This is a genomic window from Arthrobacter sp. P1_C12_2 (assembly GCF_056406415.1).
On record NZ_JBFUAF010000001.1, the window covers coordinates 178,817 to 200,591 of the forward strand.

Annotated in this window: 25 protein-coding genes; 5 read left to right on the forward strand and 20 right to left on the reverse strand. The window is 65.6% G+C overall.

Annotation, left to right across the window (positions count from 1 at the left end; all coding sequences use genetic code 11):
- Window positions 1-4: 4 nt before the first annotated feature.
- From AC1DZQ_RS00840 to AC1DZQ_RS00870, 7 genes are all read right to left on the reverse strand, one after another.
- Window positions 5-436: an SRPBCC domain-containing protein gene (locus AC1DZQ_RS00840; RefSeq protein ID WP_476961685.1), complete on the reverse strand. Its 432-nt coding sequence runs from the start codon at window positions 434-436 to the stop codon at window positions 5-7.
- 130 nt (window positions 437-566) lie between these two features.
- Window positions 567-1,616, reverse strand: coding sequence for a sulfate/molybdate ABC transporter ATP-binding protein (locus tag AC1DZQ_RS00845; protein ID WP_476961686.1), 1,050 nt, complete (start codon window positions 1,614-1,616; stop codon window positions 567-569).
- Window positions 1,613-2,434 (reverse strand): ABC transporter permease, encoded by an 822-nt coding sequence (locus AC1DZQ_RS00850; protein WP_476961687.1) that lies wholly within the window; start codon window positions 2,432-2,434, stop codon window positions 1,613-1,615. The genes AC1DZQ_RS00845 and AC1DZQ_RS00850 overlap by 4 nt, the downstream gene beginning before the upstream one ends.
- Window positions 2,435-2,439: 5 nt before the next feature.
- Entirely contained in the window at window positions 2,440-3,249 is an 810-nt protein-coding gene (gene modA, locus AC1DZQ_RS00855; RefSeq protein ID WP_476961688.1) for a molybdate ABC transporter substrate-binding protein, read from the reverse strand.
- Complete coding sequence (locus AC1DZQ_RS00860; protein ID WP_476961689.1) at window positions 3,246-3,656, reverse strand: TOBE domain-containing protein; 411 nt, start codon at window positions 3,654-3,656, stop codon at window positions 3,246-3,248. The genes modA and AC1DZQ_RS00860 overlap by 4 nt, the downstream gene beginning before the upstream one ends.
- A gap of 86 nt (window positions 3,657-3,742) precedes the next feature.
- Complete coding sequence (locus AC1DZQ_RS00865) at window positions 3,743-4,210, reverse strand: SRPBCC family protein (protein ID WP_476961690.1); 468 nt, start codon at window positions 4,208-4,210, stop codon at window positions 3,743-3,745.
- Window positions 4,185-4,556, reverse strand: coding sequence for an ArsR/SmtB family transcription factor (locus tag AC1DZQ_RS00870; protein ID WP_476961691.1), 372 nt, complete (start codon window positions 4,554-4,556; stop codon window positions 4,185-4,187). Before AC1DZQ_RS00870 ends, AC1DZQ_RS00865 begins: the two co-directional genes overlap by 26 nt.
- A gap of 183 nt (window positions 4,557-4,739) precedes the next feature.
- Between AC1DZQ_RS00870 and AC1DZQ_RS00875 the strand changes: the two genes are divergently transcribed.
- Window positions 4,740-5,330, forward strand: a complete 591-nt coding sequence (locus AC1DZQ_RS00875; protein ID WP_476961692.1) for a hypothetical protein — start codon at window positions 4,740-4,742, stop codon at window positions 5,328-5,330.
- A 130-nt stretch (window positions 5,331-5,460) separates the two neighbouring features.
- Window positions 5,461-5,637 (forward strand): hypothetical protein, encoded by a 177-nt coding sequence (locus tag AC1DZQ_RS00880; protein WP_476961693.1) that lies wholly within the window; start codon window positions 5,461-5,463, stop codon window positions 5,635-5,637.
- Window positions 5,638-5,762: 125 nt separating this feature from the next.
- Here AC1DZQ_RS00880 and AC1DZQ_RS00885 read toward each other — a convergent pair whose 3' ends face one another.
- The 5 genes from AC1DZQ_RS00885 to AC1DZQ_RS00905 form a co-directional block, all read right to left on the reverse strand.
- Window positions 5,763-6,884, reverse strand: a complete 1,122-nt coding sequence (locus AC1DZQ_RS00885) for an NAD(P)/FAD-dependent oxidoreductase (protein WP_476961694.1) — start codon at window positions 6,882-6,884, stop codon at window positions 5,763-5,765.
- Between the two features lie 48 nt (window positions 6,885-6,932).
- Complete coding sequence (locus AC1DZQ_RS00890) at window positions 6,933-7,982, reverse strand: Gfo/Idh/MocA family protein (RefSeq protein ID WP_476961695.1); 1,050 nt, start codon at window positions 7,980-7,982, stop codon at window positions 6,933-6,935.
- Window positions 7,982-8,782: an amino acid ABC transporter ATP-binding protein gene (locus AC1DZQ_RS00895; protein WP_476961696.1), complete on the reverse strand. Its 801-nt coding sequence runs from the start codon at window positions 8,780-8,782 to the stop codon at window positions 7,982-7,984. The genes AC1DZQ_RS00890 and AC1DZQ_RS00895 overlap by 1 nt, the downstream gene beginning before the upstream one ends.
- Window positions 8,779-9,567 (reverse strand): amino acid ABC transporter permease, encoded by a 789-nt coding sequence (locus tag AC1DZQ_RS00900; RefSeq protein ID WP_476961697.1) that lies wholly within the window; start codon window positions 9,565-9,567, stop codon window positions 8,779-8,781. The genes AC1DZQ_RS00895 and AC1DZQ_RS00900 overlap by 4 nt, the downstream gene beginning before the upstream one ends.
- Window positions 9,568-9,687: 120 nt before the next feature.
- Window positions 9,688-10,533 carry an ABC transporter substrate-binding protein gene (locus AC1DZQ_RS00905; protein ID WP_476961698.1) on the reverse strand — a complete coding sequence of 282 codons (846 nt, stop codon included), beginning with the start codon at window positions 10,531-10,533 and terminating at the stop codon, window positions 9,688-9,690.
- A 205-nt stretch (window positions 10,534-10,738) separates the two neighbouring features.
- Between AC1DZQ_RS00905 and AC1DZQ_RS00910 the strand changes: the two genes are divergently transcribed.
- The 3 genes from AC1DZQ_RS00910 (at window position 10,739) to AC1DZQ_RS00920 (ending at window position 13,788) form a co-directional block, all read left to right on the forward strand.
- Window positions 10,739-11,821, forward strand: coding sequence for a LacI family DNA-binding transcriptional regulator (locus AC1DZQ_RS00910; protein ID WP_476961699.1), 1,083 nt, complete (start codon window positions 10,739-10,741; stop codon window positions 11,819-11,821).
- Between the two features lie 132 nt (window positions 11,822-11,953).
- Window positions 11,954-13,249: a cation:proton antiporter domain-containing protein gene (locus tag AC1DZQ_RS00915; protein WP_476961700.1), complete on the forward strand. Its 1,296-nt coding sequence runs from the start codon at window positions 11,954-11,956 to the stop codon at window positions 13,247-13,249.
- 359 nt (window positions 13,250-13,608) lie between these two features.
- A complete protein-coding gene (locus AC1DZQ_RS00920) occupies window positions 13,609-13,788 on the forward strand; it encodes a hypothetical protein (protein ID WP_018775517.1) in 180 nt (59 codons plus the stop codon).
- Between the two features lie 107 nt (window positions 13,789-13,895).
- Here the strand turns inward: AC1DZQ_RS00920 and AC1DZQ_RS00925 are convergent, their stop codons facing one another.
- The 8 genes from AC1DZQ_RS00925 to AC1DZQ_RS00960 form a co-directional block, all read right to left on the reverse strand.
- Window positions 13,896-14,345, reverse strand: coding sequence for a DUF6036 family nucleotidyltransferase (locus AC1DZQ_RS00925; RefSeq protein WP_476961701.1), 450 nt, complete (start codon window positions 14,343-14,345; stop codon window positions 13,896-13,898).
- A gap of 97 nt (window positions 14,346-14,442) precedes the next feature.
- Complete coding sequence (locus tag AC1DZQ_RS00930; RefSeq protein ID WP_476961702.1) at window positions 14,443-15,054, reverse strand: helix-turn-helix domain-containing protein; 612 nt, start codon at window positions 15,052-15,054, stop codon at window positions 14,443-14,445.
- A 77-nt stretch (window positions 15,055-15,131) separates the two neighbouring features.
- Complete coding sequence (locus tag AC1DZQ_RS00935) at window positions 15,132-16,325, reverse strand: serine hydrolase domain-containing protein (RefSeq protein ID WP_476961703.1); 1,194 nt, start codon at window positions 16,323-16,325, stop codon at window positions 15,132-15,134.
- Window positions 16,326-16,333: 8 nt separating this feature from the next.
- Window positions 16,334-17,173 carry an ATP-binding cassette domain-containing protein gene (locus tag AC1DZQ_RS00940; RefSeq protein WP_476961704.1) on the reverse strand — a complete coding sequence of 280 codons (840 nt, stop codon included), beginning with the start codon at window positions 17,171-17,173 and terminating at the stop codon, window positions 16,334-16,336.
- Window positions 17,170-18,117, reverse strand: coding sequence for an ABC transporter ATP-binding protein (locus tag AC1DZQ_RS00945; protein WP_476961705.1), 948 nt, complete (start codon window positions 18,115-18,117; stop codon window positions 17,170-17,172). Before AC1DZQ_RS00945 ends, AC1DZQ_RS00940 begins: the two co-directional genes overlap by 4 nt.
- A complete protein-coding gene (locus AC1DZQ_RS00950) occupies window positions 18,114-19,046 on the reverse strand; it encodes an ABC transporter permease (protein WP_476961706.1) in 933 nt (310 codons plus the stop codon). The genes AC1DZQ_RS00945 and AC1DZQ_RS00950 overlap by 4 nt, the downstream gene beginning before the upstream one ends.
- The gene (locus AC1DZQ_RS00955) at window positions 19,043-20,059 is read right to left on the reverse strand and encodes an ABC transporter permease (protein WP_476961707.1); all 1,017 of its coding nucleotides are present in this window, start codon (window positions 20,057-20,059) and stop codon (window positions 19,043-19,045) included. The genes AC1DZQ_RS00950 and AC1DZQ_RS00955 overlap by 4 nt, the downstream gene beginning before the upstream one ends.
- Before the next feature lie 96 nt (window positions 20,060-20,155).
- Window positions 20,156-21,751, reverse strand: a complete 1,596-nt coding sequence (locus AC1DZQ_RS00960; protein ID WP_476961708.1) for an ABC transporter substrate-binding protein — start codon at window positions 21,749-21,751, stop codon at window positions 20,156-20,158.
- Between the last annotated feature and the right edge of the window lie 24 nt (window positions 21,752-21,775).

Below are 21,775 nucleotides of genomic sequence, written 5' to 3' on the forward strand. Positions count from 1 at the left end.
CGGGCTAGTCCCGCTCGGCGATCCCCTTCACGCTCGTCACAAGGCTGTCCCACATGCCCTTCGAGTGCGCGGCTTCCTCGGCAGTGGCGTTGTTGTCCTGCGAGAGCGTCAGCTGCGTGGCGCCGGACTGGTCCTCGAGCGTCCAGGTGAGCGTGTGATAGTTCTCGGGCACATCCTCCTGGCCGCTCAGCGGGCTGAAGTGCGTGACGACGAGCCGCCGGTCGGGTTCAAACTCCAGGACGCTGCCCCTGTCCTCGTACTCCTTGCCGTCCCAAACGCCGCGCCACACAATGGGTCCGCCCACCGTCCAGTCCGTCACGACATCAGTGCCGAACATGAACTCCTTGACGGCGCCAGGGTCGGTGATCACGGACCATACGCCGCTTGCGGGCGCCTTGATGGTGACGGTCGACGTCGCCACATACTTCCCAGTCATAGCTTTCCCTTTCCTCCCAGAATCGGTCAGCGCCGGCAGCGCCCGGCACCGAGACTACCCCGCCGACCGGAACGCCGGTAGGCCGGCCCTCCACCGCGATACCGCGTTCGGACCGCTTCCCGGGGGCTTTCTAGGCCGGGTAGATGGCGATGGCGGCGGCCTTGATAACGAAGTAGACGGTCATTCCGGGGGTGAGGCCGAGATCGGCTGACGCGGCCGGGGTGATGTCGGCGGAGAGTCGTCCTGCACGGACACGGATCTGGTCGCCGTGCGGCTCCAGGTCCGTGATTACCACCTGGAACGAGTTTCGCGGACTGCCGTGCTCCTCGGTGAGGAACACCGACACCGCCGAAGGCGGAAAGACCCCTACACCGTCCTGCCCGGGCTCGATGGGGCCGTCCCGGTGGCCCGCGACGACCATGCCCTGGGCGGTGGTGACGCCGGCCTCGCTGACGGTGCCGGCCACAAGGTTCAGCCCGGACAGGCCGGCGGCGAACCGGCTGCGCGGTTTTTCGAGGACTTCGCGGGTGGGGCCCTGTTCGGTGATCCGGCCCTCCTCGAGGACGATCACCCTGTCGGCCAGCATGAGGGCGTCAAGGATGTCGTGGGTGATGATGATGGCCCGGCGGCCGGCGAGAACGCGTTTGAGGAGCCGGCGGAGCAGTGGTGCCGCATGGATGTCGAGCGCGGCCATGGGCTCGTCGAGGAGCAGCAGGTCCGGATCGGCGGCGAGGGCACGGGCAACGGCCACACGCTGGGCCTGTCCGCCCGAGAGCTGCCCGGGGCGCCGCGAGGCGAGGGAGTCGGCGTCGACCTCGGTGAGCCAGTGCATCGCGGTTGTCCTGGCCGCCGCGCTGGACGCGCCGGCGCTGCGGGGCCCGAACGCGACGTTGTCCAGTGCGCTGAGGTGGGGAAACAGGAGGGCTTCCTGGGCCAGCAGGGCGGTGCCTCTGGTGTGCGGGGCGCGCCAGATGCTGTTGTCCGCGCTCAGGTCGAAGAGGACTTTTTCGCCGATCGTGGCCTTGCCCGCGTCCGGGCGCAGCAGGCCGGAGATGATCGAGAGGAGCGTCGATTTACCGGCCCCGTTGGGCCCGAGGATGGCGACGGTCTCGGCCGGCCCGAGGCTGAGGGAGACCTCGAAGCCCCGTGCGGCAAGAGTTGCATCCAGCTGAAACGTCACCGGAATGCCCCTTCCGGTGCCACGCCAAGGCGCGGGCGCCGGTAGGAAAGCCCGACGACGGCCACCGCCACAGCGACCAGCAGGAGAGAGAGCGCGACGGCGGCGTCGGCGTCGGTTTCGCGTTGCAAATAGATCTCCAGCGGGAGGGTGCGGGTGACGCCCTGCAGGCTGCCGGCGAAGGTCAGGGTGGCGCCGAATTCTCCCAGGCTGCGGGCGAAGGACAGGACGGCGCCGGAGGCCAGGCCGGGCAGCACCAGCGGGAGGGTCACCCGGCGCAGCACGGTGCTCGGGCGTGCCCCGAGCGTCGCGGCGACCGCCTCGTATTTGTTGCCGGCGGTGCGCAAGGCCCCTTCGAGGCTGACCACCAGGAACGGCAGGGCAACGTAGGTCTGCGCGAGGACGACGGCGGTGGTGGAGAAGGCGATCTGGATTCCAGCCAGCTCGAGGCTCTTGCCCAGGAGTCCCTGGCGGCCGAACGTGTAGAGCAGGGCGATGCCTCCCACCACGGGAGGCAGGACCAGGGGCAGCAGGACGAAGGCCCGGAGCAGCCGCTGGCCGGGGAAGGGGCTCCGGGCAAGGATGAGTGCCAGGGGCACGCCGAGGACGATGCAGGAGGCGGTGCTCGCCGCGGAGGTACGCAGGCTCAGGCCCAGGGCGGTCAGGGAGGATTCGGAGGTGATCAGCGGGATGAACTGGGACCAGTTGACCCTGGCCACCATCGCCACCAGCGGCAGCAGGACGAAGACTGCCCCTGCCGCCGCGATGGCGTAAATCCATGCCGGGATGCCGGTGTACCCGGTGCCGCTGCGTCTGTGCATGTGGTTTACGGGCTGCCGAATCCGGCGTCGCTCAGGACTTTCTTGCCCTCGCTGCCGGTGACCGTGGCGATGAAGGCAGCGGCGAGCTCCTTGTTCTTACTCGTGCCGACCGTGGCGATCGGATAGGTGTTCACGGCCTGGTCCGACTCGGCGAAGGGGATGCCTTTGACCTTGTCGCCGGCGGTCTTGACGTCCGTGACATAGACCAATCCGGCGTCGGCCTCACCGGAGGTGACCTTGCCCAGGACATCCGTGACGGACGATTCCTCGCTGACCGGCGCCAGGGTGGTGCCGGCGGCTTTTTCGACGGTAACCGTCGCGGCGCCGCAGGGAACCTGCGGTGCGCAGACCACCACCTTCACGCCGGGCCTGGCGAGGTCGGCGAAAGTGCTGATCGATGCCGGATTGGACGGCGGAACCGCGATCTCCAGGACGTTTGTGGCGAAGTTGACCGGGGCACCGTCGATCAGTTTCGCATCGGTCAGCTTGGTCATGTTCTTGGTGTCGGCGGAGGCAAAGACGTCGCCCGGGGCGCCCTGGGTGATCTGCGTGACCAGATCCGAGGACCCTGCAAAGTTCAGCGTGATCTTGGTGCCGGCGTTCTTCGCCTCGAAGTCGCTGGCCAGCTTGGTGAAGGTCGACTTCAGCGAGGCCGCCGCGAAGACGGTGATCGCTCCGGACAGCTTGGCGGTCTCGCTGGCCCCAGCGCTGGCGGTTCCGGCTGCACCGGAGGGGGCCGCGGCGCAGCCGGCCAGGCCCGCTGCCAGGGCGCTGGCAAGCAGCATTGCGGTGACGCGCTTGCGGGGCATCCTCATATGATGCTCTTTCCGTGGGGCGTTTCGATGATGACAGTGGTGGCTTTGACCACGGCTGTCGCGACGGATCCAAGCTCCAGACCCAGTTCACGGACGGCCTCGCTGCTCATCAGGGACACGACGCGGAAGGGCCCGCACTGCAGTTCAACCTGTGCCATGACTTTGTCTGCGGTGATGCCGGTGACCAGACCGACGAACCGGTTGCGGGCAGAGCGGCCCACCTTGGTGGGGTCTTCGGGAAGCTGGGCCTGGTCGCGGGCGAGGTGGGCAAGTTCCAGGCCGTCCACGGCCAGCCGGCCGGAGTCATCCTTGACCGGGGTCAGGATCCCGTTCTCGGTCCAGCGCCGGACGGTGTCGTCACTGACCCCGAGAAAACGTGCTGCTTCGGATATGCGAATTTTCGGCATGACTCCATAATCTCCTATTTGCGGGAAATAGGGGCATTCCTAGCCGCAAATCAGTAAGCAATTCCTCCTCCGGGGTTCATCCGCGTCTAAGCCAGAAGCTTGTCGAGCTTGGTGAAGGAGGTGCTCCAGCCCTCGCGGGTCATTTCCAGCCATTCGGCGCTGGCGAATGGGCCTTGGGTGAGGTGCAGCCGGGTCCGGCCCCCGAGATCCTCGAACTCAAGCCGCATTTCGGGCCGGCGGGTACCGCCGTCGTCGGGCGCCGCCCGCTGGGTGGCCACCAGGAGCGACGGCGGGTCGTACACGGAGATCACGGCATCGATCGGCCCCTCCTTGGCGACGCCGTCCTCCTCGTAGACCATGACCAGCCGCCACGCGCCACCGACACGGGGTTCGACCACGATCCGGTCCCGGGGCGAGTCCACGCCCACGGGGCCGAACCAGGCGGCGAGCTGGTCCGGATCGGTGAAGGCATCGAAGACCAGTTCGCGGGGAGCATCGAACTCCCTGGTCATGGTGAGGGTGTGGGACTCACGGGTGTTCTGCTGCGTGTTCATTGCCTGGCTCCTGATTCTTGGGAACTTGCTGGATCTTTCGCAAATGCGCATCGAGACGGCTGAAGCTGGCATCCCAGAAGCGCCTGTACTCTTCCATGTAGTCGGCAACCTCGCGCAGGGGCGCGGCCTCGAGTTTCGAGGAGCGCCACTGCGCATTCCGGCTCCGGGTGATCAGCCCGGCGGCTTCCAGGACCTTGAGATGGCGGGAGACCGCCGGAAGGCTGATGTCGAAGGGCTCGGCCAACTGGTTCACGGTGGCTTCGCCCTCCGCCAGCCGGGCCAGGATAGCCCGGCGGGTGGGGTCGGCGAGCGCCGAGAAGATGAGGCTGAGCCGATCGGTTGGCATCGAGATGCGCCCTTCGTATTTAACACTTCTGCTAATTAACCGATGTGTTAAATATGACTCCGCGACGGCTGCGCGTCAAGAGTTTTCTGCTCCCTGACCTCTTTACACGTTGTCTCGATTTTGGCGCCGACCCGGACGATAATCGGAGGTGACCGGACAGCTTTCTGCCGAGAGGAGCCGGCCGTGGCGCCCACAACCCTGCTGGCAGGAATCAGATCTGCGATGGCCGCCCTCACGCTGGGGGTGCTACTTCTGACGGGAACCGGCTGCTCCTCCGACAATCCCGCAGAAACCGCAAAAATCACGTCGGCGACCAACGGGATCAACACCGTGGTCGGTCCGATCAAGCTCGCGGACATGCTCATCCTCTCCCACGGGGCGGAACAACCCGGACGGATCATGGGCACCGTTTTCAACACGTCCGCTAAGGACGCGGTCGTCACCATTTCGGGCGCTTCCGGGCCGAAGGTGTCGATTCCGGTCAAGGCCAACGGTGAAACCTCCCTGGCCCAACCACCGGCCATGATGCTGGACCCAACCGAGGGATCCCCCGGATCCATGGTCACGGTCCGGGTGAGCGAGGACTCCACAGGCACGTCGGCCGAGGTGCAGCTCCCGGTCCTCGACTCCACGCTGCCTGAATACCAGTCATACATGCCCGCGACGCCCGGATCCGGGACTGCCTCCGGCACCCCATCACCCACGCAACCCGGGAGCACCGCCAGCCCATCCGGGACCGGGTCCCCCAGTCCCAGCCCCTCCCCCAGCCCGTAGCCCGTAGCCCCCGAGCGCCGGCCAGGGAATCGCGGCGACGTGCACAGCGGGGGCAAAGGATTCCCAAAGCTCCCTGTAATCCCCGCGCAGGAAAGTGATTACAGGAACACCCGCCCCAAGGAGGACCCTGATGATCGTCTACCGCCCCATCGCCCCGCTGGCCACCGGCCGAACCGGACTTAAGTCGGCGTTGGCCGCCATGGCTTTGACCGCTGTACTGGGCACCGCGTGGCAGGCCGCCGCCCCCGAATCATCGGAAACGCCGGAAATCACCTCGAAAGCTGCGTACACCGGAGAGCCCAGCTGATCTTCCTGACCTGACAATGCCCCGTTTGATGCGTGTTGACGCATCAAACGGGGCATTGGTCGGGCGATCATTGCCTGGCTGGACCGGACTCTCCCCACCAGCTCAGGCTCTGGTTCCAGCTCAGGCTACGAGAAGCGTCCCGGCCGGAAGGTGGCCAGCATCGGGTGCCTCGTGCCGGTCATGATCTCGCCCGCGAGAAGTTCGCCCGCGATGAGGCCGAGCGTGGCGCCCGAGTGCGTGAAGGCCACGAAGCAGCCGGGCACCTGGCCAAGTTCACCGAGGACCGGCTCGCCGTCGCCCGGGATGGGTTTGTAGCCGATCTTCCAGGACGCCGGTTTGAGATCGGGGTTGCCGGCGATCAGCTTGGATGCCTCATCGGCGAGTTCCTGGACCACTTCATCGGGGATGCTGAAGAAGCCGTCGGCGTGTTCGGTGATGTGGCCTTCATACCAGTCGTGGTCCAGGGCAAGGGTGTTTCCGGGGTTGGGCCGGACGGCGGCCCGCGGGGTGTTCAGCACGGCCTTCAGCTCGTGGTCCACGGGTTTGGTCAGCACCAGCATGGAGACCGGGGAACCGTTGGGGATATCGACGCCGAGGGGTGCGACGACGGCGGGCGTTGCGGCACCGCAGGCCACCAGCACGGCGTTTACCGCGTAGGTAACGCCTGCGGCCGTCTCGACGCCGGTGGCCCGGCCGCCGTCGACAGTAACCGACGCCTTGCCGGCGTTGAGGACGAGTTCGCCGCCCAGGGAGTGGAATTCCTCCATCAGGAAGTCCACCAGATGGGGCAGGCTGACCCAGCCCTCACCGGGATTGAAGATGGCGTTCTCCGGCACGGCGTCCGGATCGATCCCGGGGGTGGTTGCGGAAATCTGTCCAGGGGCCAGGAGCTTGGAGTCATAGCCAATGGATTTCTCGTAGCCGTGGCGGGCTTCCGTGGCGGCTTCCTGTCCGGTGGCGTTCCACATGAGGCCGCCGCCGAACTGCAGCCAGTCCCGGCCGGAGTCCGCGGCAAAGAGGGTGCGGTAGCGGTCCACGCCGGCGACCCGGAGCTGGTGGTACGGGGTGGACCGTTCTCCGGCGGAGTTCAGCCAGGAGAGCGAGCGGCCGGTGGCTTGGCTGGCGAGGCCACGTTCGGTCAGCAGCACAACCGAGGCGCCGTGGCGGAGCAGGTGGACGGCGGTGGAAACGCCCAGGATCCCGCCGCCGATGACGGCGACACGCTTGGCGGAAACTGCGGAGGACATATGAACTCTCTTTCTCAGGAATTGATGGTGCACGCGCGGAGCCGGAATTCAGGCGAGGGCGTGGATTTCTTCGATGATCTTCAGGACTTCAAGGGACTCCGAGGCAGTGACCGGAGGCGGGCCGCCGCCACGGAGGGCAGAAGCGAGCTGTGCATAGAACAGCGGATAGGCGCCGGTTTCAGGCGCGATTGGCTGCAGGTCGCCGTCGATGTCCAAGGACCCCCAGTGGGTTTGGGGTTCGACGCCGTAGCCCGGGGCCGTGGGCCGCATGCCGGCCGCGAGCGCCGGTTCCTGGCTGTCTAGGCCCCATTTCGTGTAGCCAGTCTCGGAGCCCAGGACGTGGTAGCGCGGGCCAACTTGGGGTGCCATGCCGTTCATCCAGAGCCGTGACCGGACGCCGGATTCGTGGAGCAGGGACACGAAGGCCTCGGTGTCGGCTCCGGACCGGCCGTGGTTCGCGGTCTCCCCGTAGCTGCGCGCCACAGGCCCGAACAGCTGGATGGCCTGGTCGATCAGATGGGCGCCGAGGTCGTTGAGGATGCCCCCGCCGTCGGACACCGCGGCGGTGTCCCGCCAGTTCCCGAAGCCCTCCGGCCTCCACCACTCAAAGCGCGATTCGAAGCTGCGGACCTCACCCAGGGCTCCTTCCCGGACGAGCTTTTGTAGCGTCAGGAAGTCGGCATCCCAGCGCCGGTTCTGAAATACCGTCAGCTGCACGCCGGCGCCGGCCGCCCGCGCGATGAGTTCGGCACCGTGGGCCGACGTCGTGACGAACGGTTTGTCCACCACCACGTGCAGGCCGTGGGCGATGGCAGCGGCCGCCAAGTCGAAATGCGTGACAGGCGGCGTGCCGAGGACCACCAGGTCAAGGTCCCCGGTGAGGGCGAACAGGGCCTCCGGCGTCGGGACGATCCGGGTGTCCGGGTAGAGCCTTGCCGCCTCTGCGACGCGGTCCGGATCCGCCGTGACGATGACGTCCAGCGAGTAGCCGGGATCCGCCGAAATCAGCGGTGCGTGGAAGACCTTGCCCGAGATTCCGAAGCCGACGACGGCGGTCCGGATGGGGGCCGGTGCAGTGTTTCCCTTCAGGGTCTCCATCAGAGCACTTCCGAGAGGAAGCGCTGCAGGCGTTCGCTTTGGGGGTTGTCGAAGAGTTCGGCCGGCGTGCCGGACTCGACAACTTCGCCCTCGTCCATGAAGACAACCTGGTCGGCAACTTTGCGGGCGAAGCCCATCTCATGGGTGACCACCAGCATGGTCATGCCGCGGCGCCCCAGGCCCGCCATGAGGTTCAGCACGCCCTTGACCAGTTCCGGATCAAGGGCGCTGGTGGCCTCGTCAAAGAGCATGACCTCCGGTTCCATGGCCAGGGCGCGGGCGATCGCGACGCGCTGCTGCTGTCCGCCGGAGAGGTCCCGGGGCCGGTGATCGGCGCGTTCGGCGAGGCCGACCTCGGCGAGGCGGCGCCGGGCGCGTTCCCGGGCTTCGGCCTTGGGCATGCCCTTGACGCTCCAGAGTGCCAGGGCCACGTTCTCGAGGGCCGTGTGGTCCGGAAAGAGGTTGAAGTGCTGGAAAACCATGCCGATGCGGCTGCGCAGGATGTCCGGTTTGACCCCCAGCGCGCTCTCGCCGGCGAGGAGCACGTCCCCGCTCTTGGGTTCGTGCAGCCGGTTGACCCCGCGAAGGAGGGTGGACTTGCCGGAGCCGGAGGGCCCGATGATGCAGGTGGTGGTGCCCGGGGCGACGCTGAGGCTGACGTTGCGCAGCACGTCGATGTCGCCGTAGGCCATGGTGAGGATTTTCAGTTCCAGGCTGGAGCCGTGGAAGGTCTCGATGTCCGGGGCTGTGTTTCTGGTGGCGCTGGTGCTGGTGCTGGCGGTGTTGCTGGCGAGGCTCATGTGTTACTCCGGGTGGTCAGCGGTGAGGCCGCGGCGAGTTCTTTGACTTCCTTCAGCCCGCTGCTGGGCGCGGCGGGGCGGCGGCGGCCGGTGCGGAAGCGGTTGTCGAAGTAGTTGACCAGATGGGTCAGGGGAACCGTGATCAGCAGGTAGAAGATGCCTGCCATGACCAGGGGTGAGAGGTTGCCGGAGAGGACCGCGGCGTCCTGGCCCACGCGGAAGAGTTCGCGTTCGGTGACCAGCAGGCCCAGGAAGTAGACCAGCGAGGAGTCCTTGACGATCGCGATGAACTGGTTCACCAGTGCCGGCAGGACCCTGCGGACGCCTTGCGGGACCACCACGAGGGCCATGGATTTTGCGTAGCTCATGCCCAGTGCACGGCAGGCCTCGCCCTGGCCTTTGTCGACGCTCTGGATGCCGGCGCGGAAGATTTCACCGATGTAGGCGCTGGCGATCAGGCTCAGGGCGATGATTCCCAAGGGGTAGGGCGAGGGGCCGAAGATCGACTGGCTGAAGCGGGCGAAGCCCTGGCCGATCAGCAGGATGGTGAGGATGGCCGGGAGTCCGCGGAACAGGTCCGTGTAGATCCGGGCGGGAACTCGGAGCCACCGCGAGGGGGAAATCCCCATCACCGCGACCACCATGCCGAGGGCGACGCCGATGATCGTTGCTGCAATGGAGATGATGAGGGTGTTGAGGAGACCGACTCCCAGAAGCTGGGGCAGGACCTCGGCCATTGCGCCGAAGTCGAAGAAAGTGCGGGTGATGGTGCTTAACCAGTCCATGGTTGCTCTCAGACGTAGGTAGCTTGTGGTTCCCGGGCGGGCCGCGCAGTGCGGCCCGCCCGGTCAGGCGGCAGCCGGGCTGGGTGCCAGAGGTGTGCTTGCGGGTGCTTGCGGGGCTGTTTACTTGCTGGGCGTCGGGCTTGCCGTCTGCTCGGCCTTGGGCAGGTACTGCTCGGGCATCGGGGAGCCGGGGAACCACTTCTGGTACAGCTTCTTCCACGTGCCGTCCTCCATGGCAGCGGCCAGGCCCTTGTTGAGGGCGTCGGCGAAGGCGGTCTTGCCCTTTGCCACGGCGAAGCCGGCGGGAGCATCGAATGACGGGATGTCCGCGGCGCTGACCAGTCCATACTGTTCCTGATAGGCCTTGGCGGCCTCGTAATCCAGGAAGTGCGCATCGACGGATCCGCTGTTCACTGCGGAGATTGCGGTGTTGTTGTCCGGGAAGCGCACCAGGTTCGCGGAGGTGAAGTTCTTGACGGCGTAGGCCTCCTGCAGCGTCCCCTGCACGACGCCGAGGCGCTTGCCGCCGAGGCCGTCGGCACTGGTGATGCCTGAGGTCTTCGTGGTGATGACGGTCAGGTAGCCGGCTAGGTAGCCGTCGGAGAAATCGACGGTTTGTTTGCGCTTGTCAGTGATGCCGATCGCCGCAACGCCGGCGTCGAACTGGCCGTTGGAGACGGCTGCGAGGAGCCCGGAGAAGTCCTGCCCGGTGAAGACGACCTTGTCGACTCCGGCGCGGTGGGYGACGTCCTTGAAGAGTTCGACGTCGAAGCCGGTGAAGTTGCCCTGTGCATCGGCGAAGGCATAGGGCTTCGAGTCCCCCAGGCTGGCAACGCGAATGGTGCCGGGCTCAATCAGGCCGTAGGGGTTGTCCGCCGGCGCCGACGAGGCGGACGAGCTGCCGCCGCAGCCGGACAGTGCCAGGACCGCGGCAACAGCAACGGCGATGAGCGCCCCGGGGCGCATTATGTTTCCTGTTTTCACAGCGTTTCCAATCGTGGGAGTGAGGGGCGGACTAGGTGGGTCGTGGGCCCCCGTGATGCGGACTTTGTCGACGGGAGTCTTGCTGAGTCCGGTCTCAGTCCCTAGGATTGAGACCGGACTCACATCGATTGCTAGAAATGTAATCGAAGCCACATGAGGCGTCAAGGGTCCGCTACGAAAGGCCGTAATGAATAGTGATGCTTCCCGGCGCCGCGATGTCACTGTCGCCGACGTCGCAAGAGCCGCCCAGGTTTCCAAGGCCCAGGCGGCCCGCGCCCTGGGCAACTACGGTGCCGTGAGCGACGACGTGCGTGAGCGGGTGCTGGCCGCTGCCGAAGAGCTGGAGTACCGGCCCAACGAGCTCGCCCGCAGCATGAACACGGGAAAATCGCACACTATCGGGGTGGTGGTCGGTGACATCGAAAACCCCCATTTCGGCCTGGCAACACGGGGCATTACGGACACCGCAAAGCGCAGTGGATTCCATGTCATCCTGATCAACACGGATGAGGATACCGAGGCGGAAATCGATGCTGTCAGGGTGCTCCTGGACAAGCGCGTTGACGGCCTGATCGTGGCGCCGGCGTCATCCGTCGAGACGCAACATTTGCGGCGCGTTCACGAATCCGGCCGGCCGCTGGTGCTCCTGGACCGCAAGGCGCCGGGGCTCGACGTCGATACCGTGGCTGTGGACATGGAGGACATCTCGTATGAGTCCACGAGCTACCTGCTCAGGTCCGGCCACCGGAGGATCGCATTCGTCTCCACGCTCAAAACAGCCGGGCCGTACCAGGACGGCCAGCAGCTGGATTCGTCCCAGATCTCGGACCGGCGCGACGGCATGAAGCGCGCGTTCGATGACGCGGGTGTGGACCTGCCCGTCGATCTGATCCGCCTCAACGCCGGCGACGACGAGTCGATCAAGAAGATCACCCGCGAACTGGTGCAGCGTCCGGACCCGGCGACGGCGATCATCGCCTCCGACGGGTTGATCGGCCTCAGCGTAGTTGAAGCCATCCACGAGCTCGGCCTCTCAATTCCCGAAGATGTTTCCTTCCTCATGTATGACGACTTCGCCTGGACCCGCCTCACCACTCCCCCGCTCACGGTCATCGCGCAGCCGGTCTATGACATGGGCGTTGCGGCCGCGTCGGCCCTCATCCGGCAGATCGAAGACCGGAAGGCACCAGCGGCCGCACCGGTGTTCACGGCCGAGCTGATCCGCCGCGGCTCGGTCGCGGGCCCCCGGGCGGTCAGAGCCGACACCTGATCCTCCGGCGGCCCATTCCCTGCCGTAGGGACTTTGGACACCGGCCCTGAAAGGCCAACCCGGCCTAAAATTGAGCATGGCCGGTTCCGACGCGTTCGAGGCGGCGCCCACGGAAGCGAGCGCAGATCCGTCATGGAGCTGACGGTCGTCGTCCTCATCACCGCCGTCCTGTTCGCGTGGGCGCTGGTTTCGGCGCAGCTGCAGCAGGCGGACCTGACCGCTCCTATTGTGTTCACCGCTCTCGGCGCAGCAATGGCTTGGTCCGGGCTGGTCCATGGCCCGTCGCCCCTGGCGAGCATCACCCCGGTTGTCGAGGTCACCCTGGTGTGGGTGCTCTTCTCCGACGCCGCCCGCCTGCCGCTCCAGCAATTGCGCCGGGACGTGGGCCGCTATGTGCGGCTGCTGGGAGTCGGCCTGCCGCTGACGATTGTGTTCGGGTGGGTCCTGGCCGCCTGGTTCTTTCCCCAGTTCGGGTTCTGGCTGGCCCTCCTCGTCGGTGCGGCGCTGGCCCCCACCGACGCCGCACTCGGAATCCCCGTGGTGACGAATCCGGCGGTGCCGTCGAGGATCCGCCAGCTGATCACGGTCGAGAGCGGCCTCAACGACGGCATCGCCACCCCGGTCGTCATGTTGGCGATCGCCGGCGCGGCCGCCGCGGCAGGTCTGGAGAGCGCCGAAGGCCCAGGCAGCGCGGCCGTGGAGCTGCTCGTCGGCGCAGGTGTCGGCACAGCGGCTGGCGCCGCGGGCGGATGGCTGCTGCAGCTGGGCCGCCGGCGCGGGACCGCAGCCGAGGACTTCGCCGGCATCGGCGTCCTTGCCCTGAGCCTTCTCGCCTACAGTGGCGCTCTCGCCGTGGGCGGCAACGGATTTGTCGCTGCATTCTGCGCCGGGCTGGCGTTCGGCACCTGCGCCGGGGAAAGGGCGCCGGCCGAACTGGCCTTCGTTGAGCAGATGAGCGGCCTGGTGTCGCTGCTCGTGTGGCTGGCTTTCGGAGCCATCACCGTGCCGATCATGCTGGCGCACTCCCTCCCCCTGACCATCGCGTATGCCGTGCTCAGCCTCACGGTGGTGCGCATGCTGCCGGTAGCGCTGGCCTTGATTGGTGCCGGCCTCGACCGGTCCACCGTCCTGTTCGTGGGCTGGTTCGGGCCGCGGGGCCTGGCTTCCCTCGTGTTCGCGCTGCTGGCGTTGGAAGCCCTCGGACCAGTGTCCGATCAGGCTGTGGCCGTCATCGCGGCCACAGTACTGCTCAGCGTTCTGGCCCACGGTCTCAGCGCCGCGCCRCTGGCCGCCCGGTACGGACGGGCCGCTGCCGCAGCCGGACCGGAGCCCGGCGGGCCGGTGCCGGTCACTCGCGCTCCCGCCCGGGGCCTGAGCCGCATGCACACGCTCCTGCCGCGCTTTCGGCCGAAGCGGGCCCGCCACTAGTCGGCACTGGACCGTCCACGCTGGACTCGAGCGTCGCCGTCGACGTTCCCGCCCGGCGGCTGTGATGAGTCTCACGCACAATTTTTGGCCATCTGGCTTGAGCCGCCCGCGCGGCGCTGTGCACTATGGAAGGGCAAGGCAGGGACTGCGACGTTCCTGCCGATGCTGCCTGACGATTTTCTTGCGACGCTCTGCGTCCGCAGTAAATGGCGGGCACCCATCCTGGTGGACGCAATGAGGCCAAACCGGTGAGCTCGCAGAGCTGCCCAAGGTCTCAGGCGTTCCTGGTTTGGCCCCACGGCGGCTCCGCATCGGTGCGGCAGCCGGACATCCGGATTCATGAATGGAAGCACTGAACAATGACGTTTGAAACTGCCAACTCTGTAACCCACAAGCTCTGGGACCGCTCCACCATGCACCACGAGCTGGACGCGCTGGTCCACGAGCTCTCGGAGCGCCACAACACCGCCAAGAGCAACATCGCGGTCCACGCCAGCGGCCCGAACACCTTCACCCTGAGCCTCAACCACGGCGCCTAAGGCCCGGATTCCTAGCAGGCAGCAAGGCCAAACGACGACGGCGGGAGCCACCTCCCGCCGTCGTCGTTGTGTATCACTCCCCAAAATGAGTCCCGCGGATCAATCCCTCAGTCGCCCTCGCCGGCAGTGGCCGCCAAGGCTTCTTCAACGACAATGATGTAGTCCGCCCGGTTACTGGACAGCGGGATCGACAGTTCGCCGTATTGGCCGAAGGCCATATCCACCACCTCTTCTGGCCGGTCCAGCCCCAGCTTCCTGGCCAGGTAGCCAATGTCTGGGATGTCCCGGTCCCGTTCAGCTGCGACCTTCATCGCCAGAAGGGTGTCGTCGGTCGCGATGCTGGCATCCAGCCCCTCCCCCACGTCAATTTCGGTCCAGCGGGCGCCGGCCGGGATGAATGCCTTCGCGTTGTCGTTCAGCCAGCCCGCGGGCAGTGACATGTCTTTTGCCATCTTCGCCACGACCCTGTCCACATCCGATTTGGGTGTGTAGGAAGCGTCGATGTCGGCCGTGGTGCGCCTGTGGGAGCCTGCGAACATCACGGCCGCACCACCCACCAACCGGATGTCGCCCAGAATGCCTTCGGCTGCGAGCCTGCGCCCAGCTCCGCCAAGAGCCTCCTGATGGTGGGCAGGTCGAATTCGTGGTTGTCGGTCAAGCGCCGGTCAGCGATTTTTCCCGCAAGAAGATGCGTGTCCGGGCGAGTTCCGGCGGGGTCTGACGTTTCGTGAGGGCGAGGTAGGCCTCGGTGGTGATTCTGAAGTCGTAGGGGAACCATTCAGCGGCCAGCGGGGCCGTGTTCGTCCACGCGGGCAGGGCAGCCCCCGCCTTGCGGAGCGCGTAAGCGATGGATGCCGCAAAGAGCTTGTCCCACTTCGCGTCCTTCAGAGACGGGGGCCTGCGAAGTCGCCCCGTGTGCTCGCATCTGACGATCGCAGTGACGGTGTTCCCGATGATACGGAGGGCGAATTCCGGGTCTCCCCTGCCCAGTTCGCGACGAATCATCCCTGCAGCTTCGTCAATGAGCGCTTGCACGGGTGACGGTGCAGGTTCCGGTTCGGCGGTTGCGTGGAGCGACCACCCGGCAGCGTGCATGAGCAGCAGGGCTTTGCCTAGCTCGGCGCGGTCGTGGCCGGCCTCGAATTCGGCAACGAACTTGCGCGAGACCCCCGCCTCGGCAGCGAGTTGTTCCTGTGTCAGACCCCGGCGTTTGCGCAGCTCTCTGACATTTCGGCCAGCGTCAGCTGCAGTGTCGATGGTGTCCATGGCTCCCTCCGCGTCGATCCATTGTGACACCGTTCGGTTACATTGTGAAGGGTCGGCGTCGGCGGAGTGCTGGAACGCTATGCCGACTCCAAGAGGTCCACAACGCGCCGGAACCCCTCGGCATGCGCGCGGCTGCTTGCCAAAGACACCGGTTCGGGGCACGACGAAAATTTCGTGATCACGGTTTGCGTTGGCGGATCGACCCAGACGAATTGTCCGTGAATTCCTGCGGCATACACGGTGCCTCGGGGGTCACCTGGAATCCACCACTGGTTCCGATACGACCCGTTCGGGTGGGTCTTCTGGTAGGCAGAGCCTCTTGCCACGAGTGGGTCGCCGCCCCGCATGGTGTCGCTGATCCACGAGGACGGGACTACTGGTTTCCCGCCTGCTTCGCCGTTGTCGAGCATGAGTTGACCGATCCGGGCCAGATCCCGTGCGGTGCAAGCGATACCGCCGTTTGCGAAGGCAAACCCTCCGGCGTCGGTCGTAATCAGGGCGTCCTCCTCACATCCGAGGCGGGACCACAGCTCCTGGGAAACGACGTCGGAGTACCTCGTCCCGGTGACGTTTTCAACAATCCACGCCAACACATCGGTCCCTGCTGAGCAGTACTGGAAGGACCGGCCATGTTCTCCTGCGCGCTTGAGCAGCGTAAGGAATTCATACGTGTCCGCCGGGTCTGCTTCCAGCCGGGGCCGCCAACCAGCAACCCTGTCCTGTTGCTGCACTTCGGAGGCAGGATCAACGTAGTCTTCGCTGTAGCGGACCGCCGCAGTCATATCCAGAACCTGCTGCACGGACGCGTCTCCGTAGGCGCTGCCCTTGAGCAAGGGAACGTAGCGGCTGACACTCTCCTGCGGATCGATCAGGCCGCGGCCGACCAGAACTCCGACGGTCAGCGCGCAGATGGACTTGGAGACCGACATCAAAATGTGCCGGTCCTGCGAGTCGAAGGCCCCGAAATAGCGTTCATAGACCAGCGAACCCCGGTGCAACACGACGAAGGCGTCCGTGTGGGTCTCCCGCAGGAAGTCATCGAGTTCGGACCACCCGTCCAGATCCCCTACTGTGGATTCCGGAAAGCGGACGGGCGGCTCGCCGGAACCGGCTCGATGTATCGGCGCCGTGGTGATGAGTTCGCTGACGTGGGAAAAACCCCAGCGGCTGAAGGGCGCCTCCTGCCAGTTCTCCAGGGTTACGGGCTTGTTGAAACCCTGCCCTGCGTACCGGTCATTTCTGCCGAGGCCTGCGAGAAGAGATCCGTTCATTGTTGTGTCTACCATTCCTCGTGTGTGCCTTCCCCGGTCAGGCTTGCGGCAGCTGCTGCGGGGGCGTGCGCGGCCGCCGTTAGGCCTCTGCCCGGGGTCGCGGCAATGAGCGTCCGTGTGTAGTCCTTTTGCGGATCGGTGAAGATCCGGCCGGCAGGTCCGGTTTCGACGATTTGTCCGGTTTTCATGACGGCGACGTCGTCGCTTAGGTACCGGACAACGTCAAGGTCGTGGGAGATGAGCAAGTAGGTGAGGTTCTTGCGGTGGCGCAGGTCCTGTAGCAGGTTCAGGATTTGTGCCTGCACGGAAACGTCCAGGGCGCTGGTCGGTTCGTCGAGGATGACCAGCCGCGGTGACGTAGCGAGGGCCCGGGCGATACCGACCCGTTGGCACTGGCCGCCCGACAGCTGATGCGGCAGGCGGTCGGCGTGTTCGCTGCCTAGTCCGACTTCCTCGAGGAGTTCGTCGATGTGCCGTTGGAGGGCTGTCCCTTTCAGCGCGGTGTGGGCCCGAAGTGGTTCAGCCACGGAAGCACCTATGCTCATGCGGGGATTCAGGGCGGCAACCGGGTTCTGCAGGACGATGCCCATACGCGAGCGCATCTGCCGCAGTGCCCGGGGTCCGAGCGTGCCCACGTCGTTTCCTTTGAACAGCACCCGTCCCGATGTCGGCCGCATCAGGTGCATGGCGCAACGGGCGAGCGTGCTCTTGCCGGACCCGGATTCCCCGACAAGGCCGAAGACGGTGCCTTCTTCGATGCTCAATGAGACGTCGTCGACGGCGGTGACAGCGCCTCCCCGGTGGTGGAAGGTTTTGACAATATTTTCAAGGCTTAGGACAGCCGTCATAGTTCGCCTTCCCGGATGCAGGCCACGGACTGCTGTGGCCCGGCCGCTGTGAGTACGGGGTCGATGAGCGCGCAGTCGGCGACCGCGTGAGCGCAGCGGTTCCGGAAAGCGCACCCGGTGATGGACAGGAGGTTTCCGGGCACGGTGCCGGGGATGGCGTTCAGTCGCTCACTGACGTTCCGACCGGAGGGGAGGGCGTCGAGCAGTCCTCGGGTGTAGGGGTGGCGGGGGTTGTCCATGACTTGGTTCACGGTCCCTGATTCGATGACCCTGCCTGCGTAGAGAACTGCCACCCGGTCGCACACATCCCGGATGACGCCGAGGTTGTGGCTGATGAGGAGTACGCCGAAGCCGAATTTCCGCCGCAGCTCGTCGATCAGGATCAGGATCTGCCGGGCCACTGTGACATCGAGGGCTGTGGTTGGTTCATCCAAAATCAACAGTCGCGGTTGGCGCAACAAGGCCATGGCGATCATGGCGCGTTGCAGCATGCCGCCCGAGAGTTCGTGCGGATAGCTGCCGTAGACCCGTTTGGGGTCCGGCAGGCCGACCAGAGCGAGATGATGCAGGACTTCAGCCTTGCGTTCCGCACCAGGCATCCGCCGGTGGCGGTGCAGCACATCCCCGAGTTGCCGGCCCAGGGTGAAGACCGGGTTGAATGCAGTTCCCGGGTTTTGGAACACAATGGCCACCGAGCCGTTGCCGTCGTCGCGCGCGGCGGGGTCCGCGGTGATGCTGACTTGACCGGTCCGCCGTGCGCCACGGGGAAGGATGCCGAGGGCGGCGAGGCCCGTAAGGGATTTGCCGCAGCCGGTCTCGCCCACGAGGCCGAGGATTTCGCCGGCGGAAACGTCCAGGTCAATGCCCCGGACGGGTTGGTTGGTGACAGTGCCGCGGTCCGAGAATTCGACTTTGAGATCGCGGATGCTGAGTAATTGGGTCATCGCTTTACCTGCCGGGGGTCGAGGAGATCGCGCAGTGAATCGCCGAGGAGGTTGAAGCCGAGGACGGCGAGGAAGATGGCGAGTCCGGGGAACGTGGATATCCACCAGGCACTGAAGATCAGCCCGCGCCCTTCGGCGACCATGAGTCCCCAGTCCGGCAGTGGCGGCTGGGTCCCGAGACCGATGAATGCCAGTGAACCGGCGGCGAGAATCACGCTCCCGATGTCCACCGTGGCTTGGACGAGAATCGGTGTCAGACAGTTGCGCAAGATGTGCCGGCCGACAATCAGGGCGGGAGGGATGCCCATGGCCCGGGCAGCTTCGACGTACGGACGTTCCCGCAGCGACCTCGCCTCGGCCCGGACCAGCCGGGCGTACCAGGGCCACCAGCTGACGGCAAGGGCAATCCCGGCGTTGGTCAGGCTGGGGCCCAGGATGGAGACCGTCACCATGGCCAGAAGCAGCGGAGGAAAGGCCTGGAAGACCTCAGTGACCCGCATCAGTGCTTCGTCAATCCAGCCGCCGCGGTAGCCCGCGATGGCGCCGAGGGGTATCCCAATCAAGGCCGCGGCAGTGACCACCAGAACAGATATTGTCAGGGCCGGGTTGGCTCCCATGATGACGCGGCTCAGGACGTCGCGTCCGAGCTGGTCCGTGCCCAGCCAGTGCGCCGCATCGGGGGCCAGGTTCCGTGCCGAAGCGTTCGTAGCTCCCATCCCCTGCTCGGGGTACGGTGCCAGCCATTGGCCGAACAGGGCCAGGACCAGGACCAGGAGGATGATGGCGGCACCGAAGGCTGCCAGACGGTCCCGTTGCAGGGCCCGGAGGAGCAGTTGGGCCGGGCCCGGTGCGCTCTGGGCCGGGCCCGGGCCGTTCGGGGCCGGGGAAGGTGCTTGGCCGGTCGGCGCGGCTGGGGTGATCGGGATCATGATGCGCTCACTCTGGGATCGATTCGGGCCTGGAGTATGTCAACGATGAAATTGGCCAGCAGATACCCGGTGGCCCCCAGCAACGTGATGGCCATGATGGCGGGGTAGTCGACGGCGAGCATCGATGATGTGGCGAATTGCCCGATGCCCGGCCAATTGAAGACGGCCTCAACGAAAAAGGTGCCGGTCAGCGCGTAGGCGCAGGCCATGCCGACGATGGTCAGCACAGGGGGCAATGCGTTCCGCAACGCCATTCGCCACCTTATGGCGCCCTCCCGCAGACCGTAGGCGGTTGCGGTGAAGATGTAGTCCTGGCTCATTACCTCGAGCATCGAAGCCCTGGTCATGCGTGCAATCAGCCCAAGGGGATACGCCGCCAACGTCAGGGCCGGCAGGATCAGGTGCTGGAGCCCGTCGGTGAAGGCTGCTGCGTTCCCTGTGATCAGGCTGTCAAACAGGGGCAGGCCGGTCACATGGGTGATGGGGTCTGAGTACTTTATGGTGTTGCTGAACTGTCCGGTCGCGGGCAGCAGCCCAAGGCCGCCGACGAATACCAGTTGGAGCAGAAGCCCCAGCCAGAAGGCGGGGACGGAAATCCCTCCGATAGACAGGAAGCGCACGGTTCCGTCCAGGATCTTGCCAGGGCGGCGGGCGGCAACGACACCGAGGATGATTCCTGCCGACACGGCAAAAACCATGGCAGCGCCGATGAGTTCGAGGGTGGCTGGCAGGCGTGCAGCCAGTTCGTCGAGAACCGGGCGTTTCGTGGCCAGGGACTGGCCCCAGTCCCCGGTGATCAGCTTGGCGACGTAGTCGAAGTACTGTTCCAGGACCGGACGGTTAAAGCCGAGGTGCTCCCGGACCCTGTCCAGCTCGGCTGGGGGCGCCTTCGGGCCGGCGTAGATGACGGCCGGGTCGCTGGGAACGATGCGGGCAAGGATGAAGACGATCGCGGTAAGCACRGCGAGAACCAGCACCGAGGTGATGAGCCGCCKGGCGACGAAACGCAACATGGTTCTCCTTTTCTTGATTGGTGTGGCGGGATGGGCGGGCAGGACAAGGGCCCGGGCTTTGTTGGTGCAGCCCGGGCCCTGCCTGCGTCCTGGCGCTTAGGCGGCGCGTTTGATGGGGGCGAAGAAGACCGTGAACGGGTAGTTTTCGTTGAAAGTGGGAACTTCCAACCCGGCCGGCAGGACTGAGACTGCGCGGGCGTCGTAGAGGAAGGCGGCAGGGGCGTCCTTGACCAGCAGGGCCATCGCTTCCTGGTACTTGCGCTGAGCTGCATCCTTGTCTGTTCCAGTCAGGGTTGCGGCTTCGTCCACCAGCTTGTCGTACGCCGGGGAGTTCCAGTAGCTGAGGTTGAAAAACGGCTTCTCGCTGGAATGGAACAGGGACGTGAGGTTATCGCTGCCGGCATCGCTGTAGGTGGGCCAGTAATACAGCAAGAAGATGTCTTGGGCGTTCTGAGGATCAGCCTTTGCGCTGTCCCATTGCTGGTTGAAGAGCGCGGCTTTCACGTCCAGCTTCACACCGATTTTGGCGAAGGCGTCCTTGATCAGCGGCACGAATCGTGCTTCCGCGGAATTCTCGGAGGCGTAGCTGAGCTTGAGGTTCATGCCGTCGGCGTGGCCGGCGGCAGCCAGCATTTGCTTGGCTTTTTCCAGGTCCTGGGTGTACTGCGGGACATCCTCGCTGAAGGGGAAGATGCCGCGTGGGGCGGGACCGTGGGCCTGCGTGCCGAAGCCTTGGCCTCCGACGTCGATGATTTCCTGGTACGGAATGGCATAGCTGAGGGCGCGGCGGACCTCAGGATTATCCAGGGGAGGGCGCTTGGTGTTGAACATCGCAAGGAAGTTGAACGGCGAGTTGAAGTCCTTGACCTTGAACTTAGGGTTCTCGGCCAGGGTCTTGACGTTTTCGAGCGGGATGTTGGTCGCGTAATCCACCTCACCGGCGGTCAGCATCTGCTGGGCCGTGACGGCATCCGGGGTGATAGAGATGTCAACGACGTCGAAGTGCGATGCAGCCTTCTGGTTCCAGTAGCCGTCGTACTTCTTCAGCACCACTTCGGCGCCCGGCTTGTAGGAGCCGATGGTGTACGGGCCGGAGCCTGCGTCGATCCCGGCCTCGAAGTACTTGTCATTCTTGGCGGATGCGGCCAGGGCCTTCGGGGAAACAATCCAGGCGCCGTAGGTCGAGGAGGCGACGAGGTCCATCGGCGCGGAGTATTTCAGGTGCATGGTGACGGTGGAGTCGTCAGGGGCGGCAACGCTCTCCACCGGCGCCCAAATGAAGGATGCGGCCGCGTGGTCCTTGGCGGCGTCGATGCTGGCTTTGACCGCCGCGGCATTGATCGGCTCGCCGTCGTGGAAGGTGGCGCCCGAGCGGATCTTGAATGTCCAGGATTTTCCGTCGCCACTCACGCTCCAGGACTCGGCTATAGCAGGCGTATATGCTTCGGCGGAACCTTCAGGGTTTTTCCACAGCAGGGGTTCGTAGATGTTGCCCATGTAGAGGGCCTCGGTGGAAAACGACCGAACCGGATCCCACGTGGTGATGGCGCCAGATGCGGCCACAGAGAATACGGCGGGGCCGGAAGAAGCTTTGGGTGCTGAAGGGCTGCATCCCGCCGCGCTAAGGGCAACGACGGCGGCTGCGGCCGTGACAAGCACAGTCCGTGCCGGGTGCCGAGCAAGAATTGCCAACAGAAACTCCTTTGTGTCTGACGA

Bases quoted from the DNA above. Each gene is read 5' to 3' on its own strand.
- AC1DZQ_RS00840 (WP_476961685.1), bottom strand. From the start codon at position 436: ATGACTGGGAAGTATGTGGCGACGTCGACCGTCACCATCAAGGCGCCC.
- AC1DZQ_RS00850 (WP_476961687.1), bottom strand. From the start codon at position 2,434: ATGCACAGACGCAGCGGCACCGGGTACACCGGCATCCCGGCATGGATT.
- modA (WP_476961688.1), bottom strand. From the start codon at position 3,249: ATGAGGATGCCCCGCAAGCGCGTCACCGCAATGCTGCTTGCCAGCGCC.
- AC1DZQ_RS00860 (WP_476961689.1), bottom strand. From the start codon at position 3,656: ATGCCGAAAATTCGCATATCCGAAGCAGCACGTTTTCTCGGGGTCAGT.
- AC1DZQ_RS00865 (WP_476961690.1), bottom strand. From the start codon at position 4,210: ATGAACACGCAGCAGAACACCCGTGAGTCCCACACCCTCACCATGACC.
- AC1DZQ_RS00870 (WP_476961691.1), bottom strand. From the start codon at position 4,556: ATGCCAACCGATCGGCTCAGCCTCATCTTCTCGGCGCTCGCCGACCCC.
- AC1DZQ_RS00880 (WP_476961693.1), top strand. From the start codon at position 5,461: ATGATCGTCTACCGCCCCATCGCCCCGCTGGCCACCGGCCGAACCGGA.
- AC1DZQ_RS00885 (WP_476961694.1), bottom strand. From the start codon at position 6,884: ATGTCCTCCGCAGTTTCCGCCAAGCGTGTCGCCGTCATCGGCGGCGGG.
- AC1DZQ_RS00890 (WP_476961695.1), bottom strand. From the start codon at position 7,982: ATGGAGACCCTGAAGGGAAACACTGCACCGGCCCCCATCCGGACCGCC.
- AC1DZQ_RS00895 (WP_476961696.1), bottom strand. From the start codon at position 8,782: ATGAGCCTCGCCAGCAACACCGCCAGCACCAGCACCAGCGCCACCAGA.
- AC1DZQ_RS00900 (WP_476961697.1), bottom strand. From the start codon at position 9,567: ATGGACTGGTTAAGCACCATCACCCGCACTTTCTTCGACTTCGGCGCA.
- AC1DZQ_RS00910 (WP_476961699.1), top strand. From the start codon at position 10,739: ATGAATAGTGATGCTTCCCGGCGCCGCGATGTCACTGTCGCCGACGTC.
- AC1DZQ_RS00920 (WP_018775517.1), top strand. From the start codon at position 13,609: ATGACGTTTGAAACTGCCAACTCTGTAACCCACAAGCTCTGGGACCGC.
- AC1DZQ_RS00930 (WP_476961702.1), bottom strand. From the start codon at position 15,054: ATGGACACCATCGACACTGCAGCTGACGCTGGCCGAAATGTCAGAGAG.
- AC1DZQ_RS00935 (WP_476961703.1), bottom strand. From the start codon at position 16,325: ATGAACGGATCTCTTCTCGCAGGCCTCGGCAGAAATGACCGGTACGCA.
- AC1DZQ_RS00940 (WP_476961704.1), bottom strand. From the start codon at position 17,173: ATGACGGCTGTCCTAAGCCTTGAAAATATTGTCAAAACCTTCCACCAC.
- AC1DZQ_RS00945 (WP_476961705.1), bottom strand. From the start codon at position 18,117: ATGACCCAATTACTCAGCATCCGCGATCTCAAAGTCGAATTCTCGGAC.
- AC1DZQ_RS00950 (WP_476961706.1), bottom strand. From the start codon at position 19,046: ATGATCCCGATCACCCCAGCCGCGCCGACCGGCCAAGCACCTTCCCCG.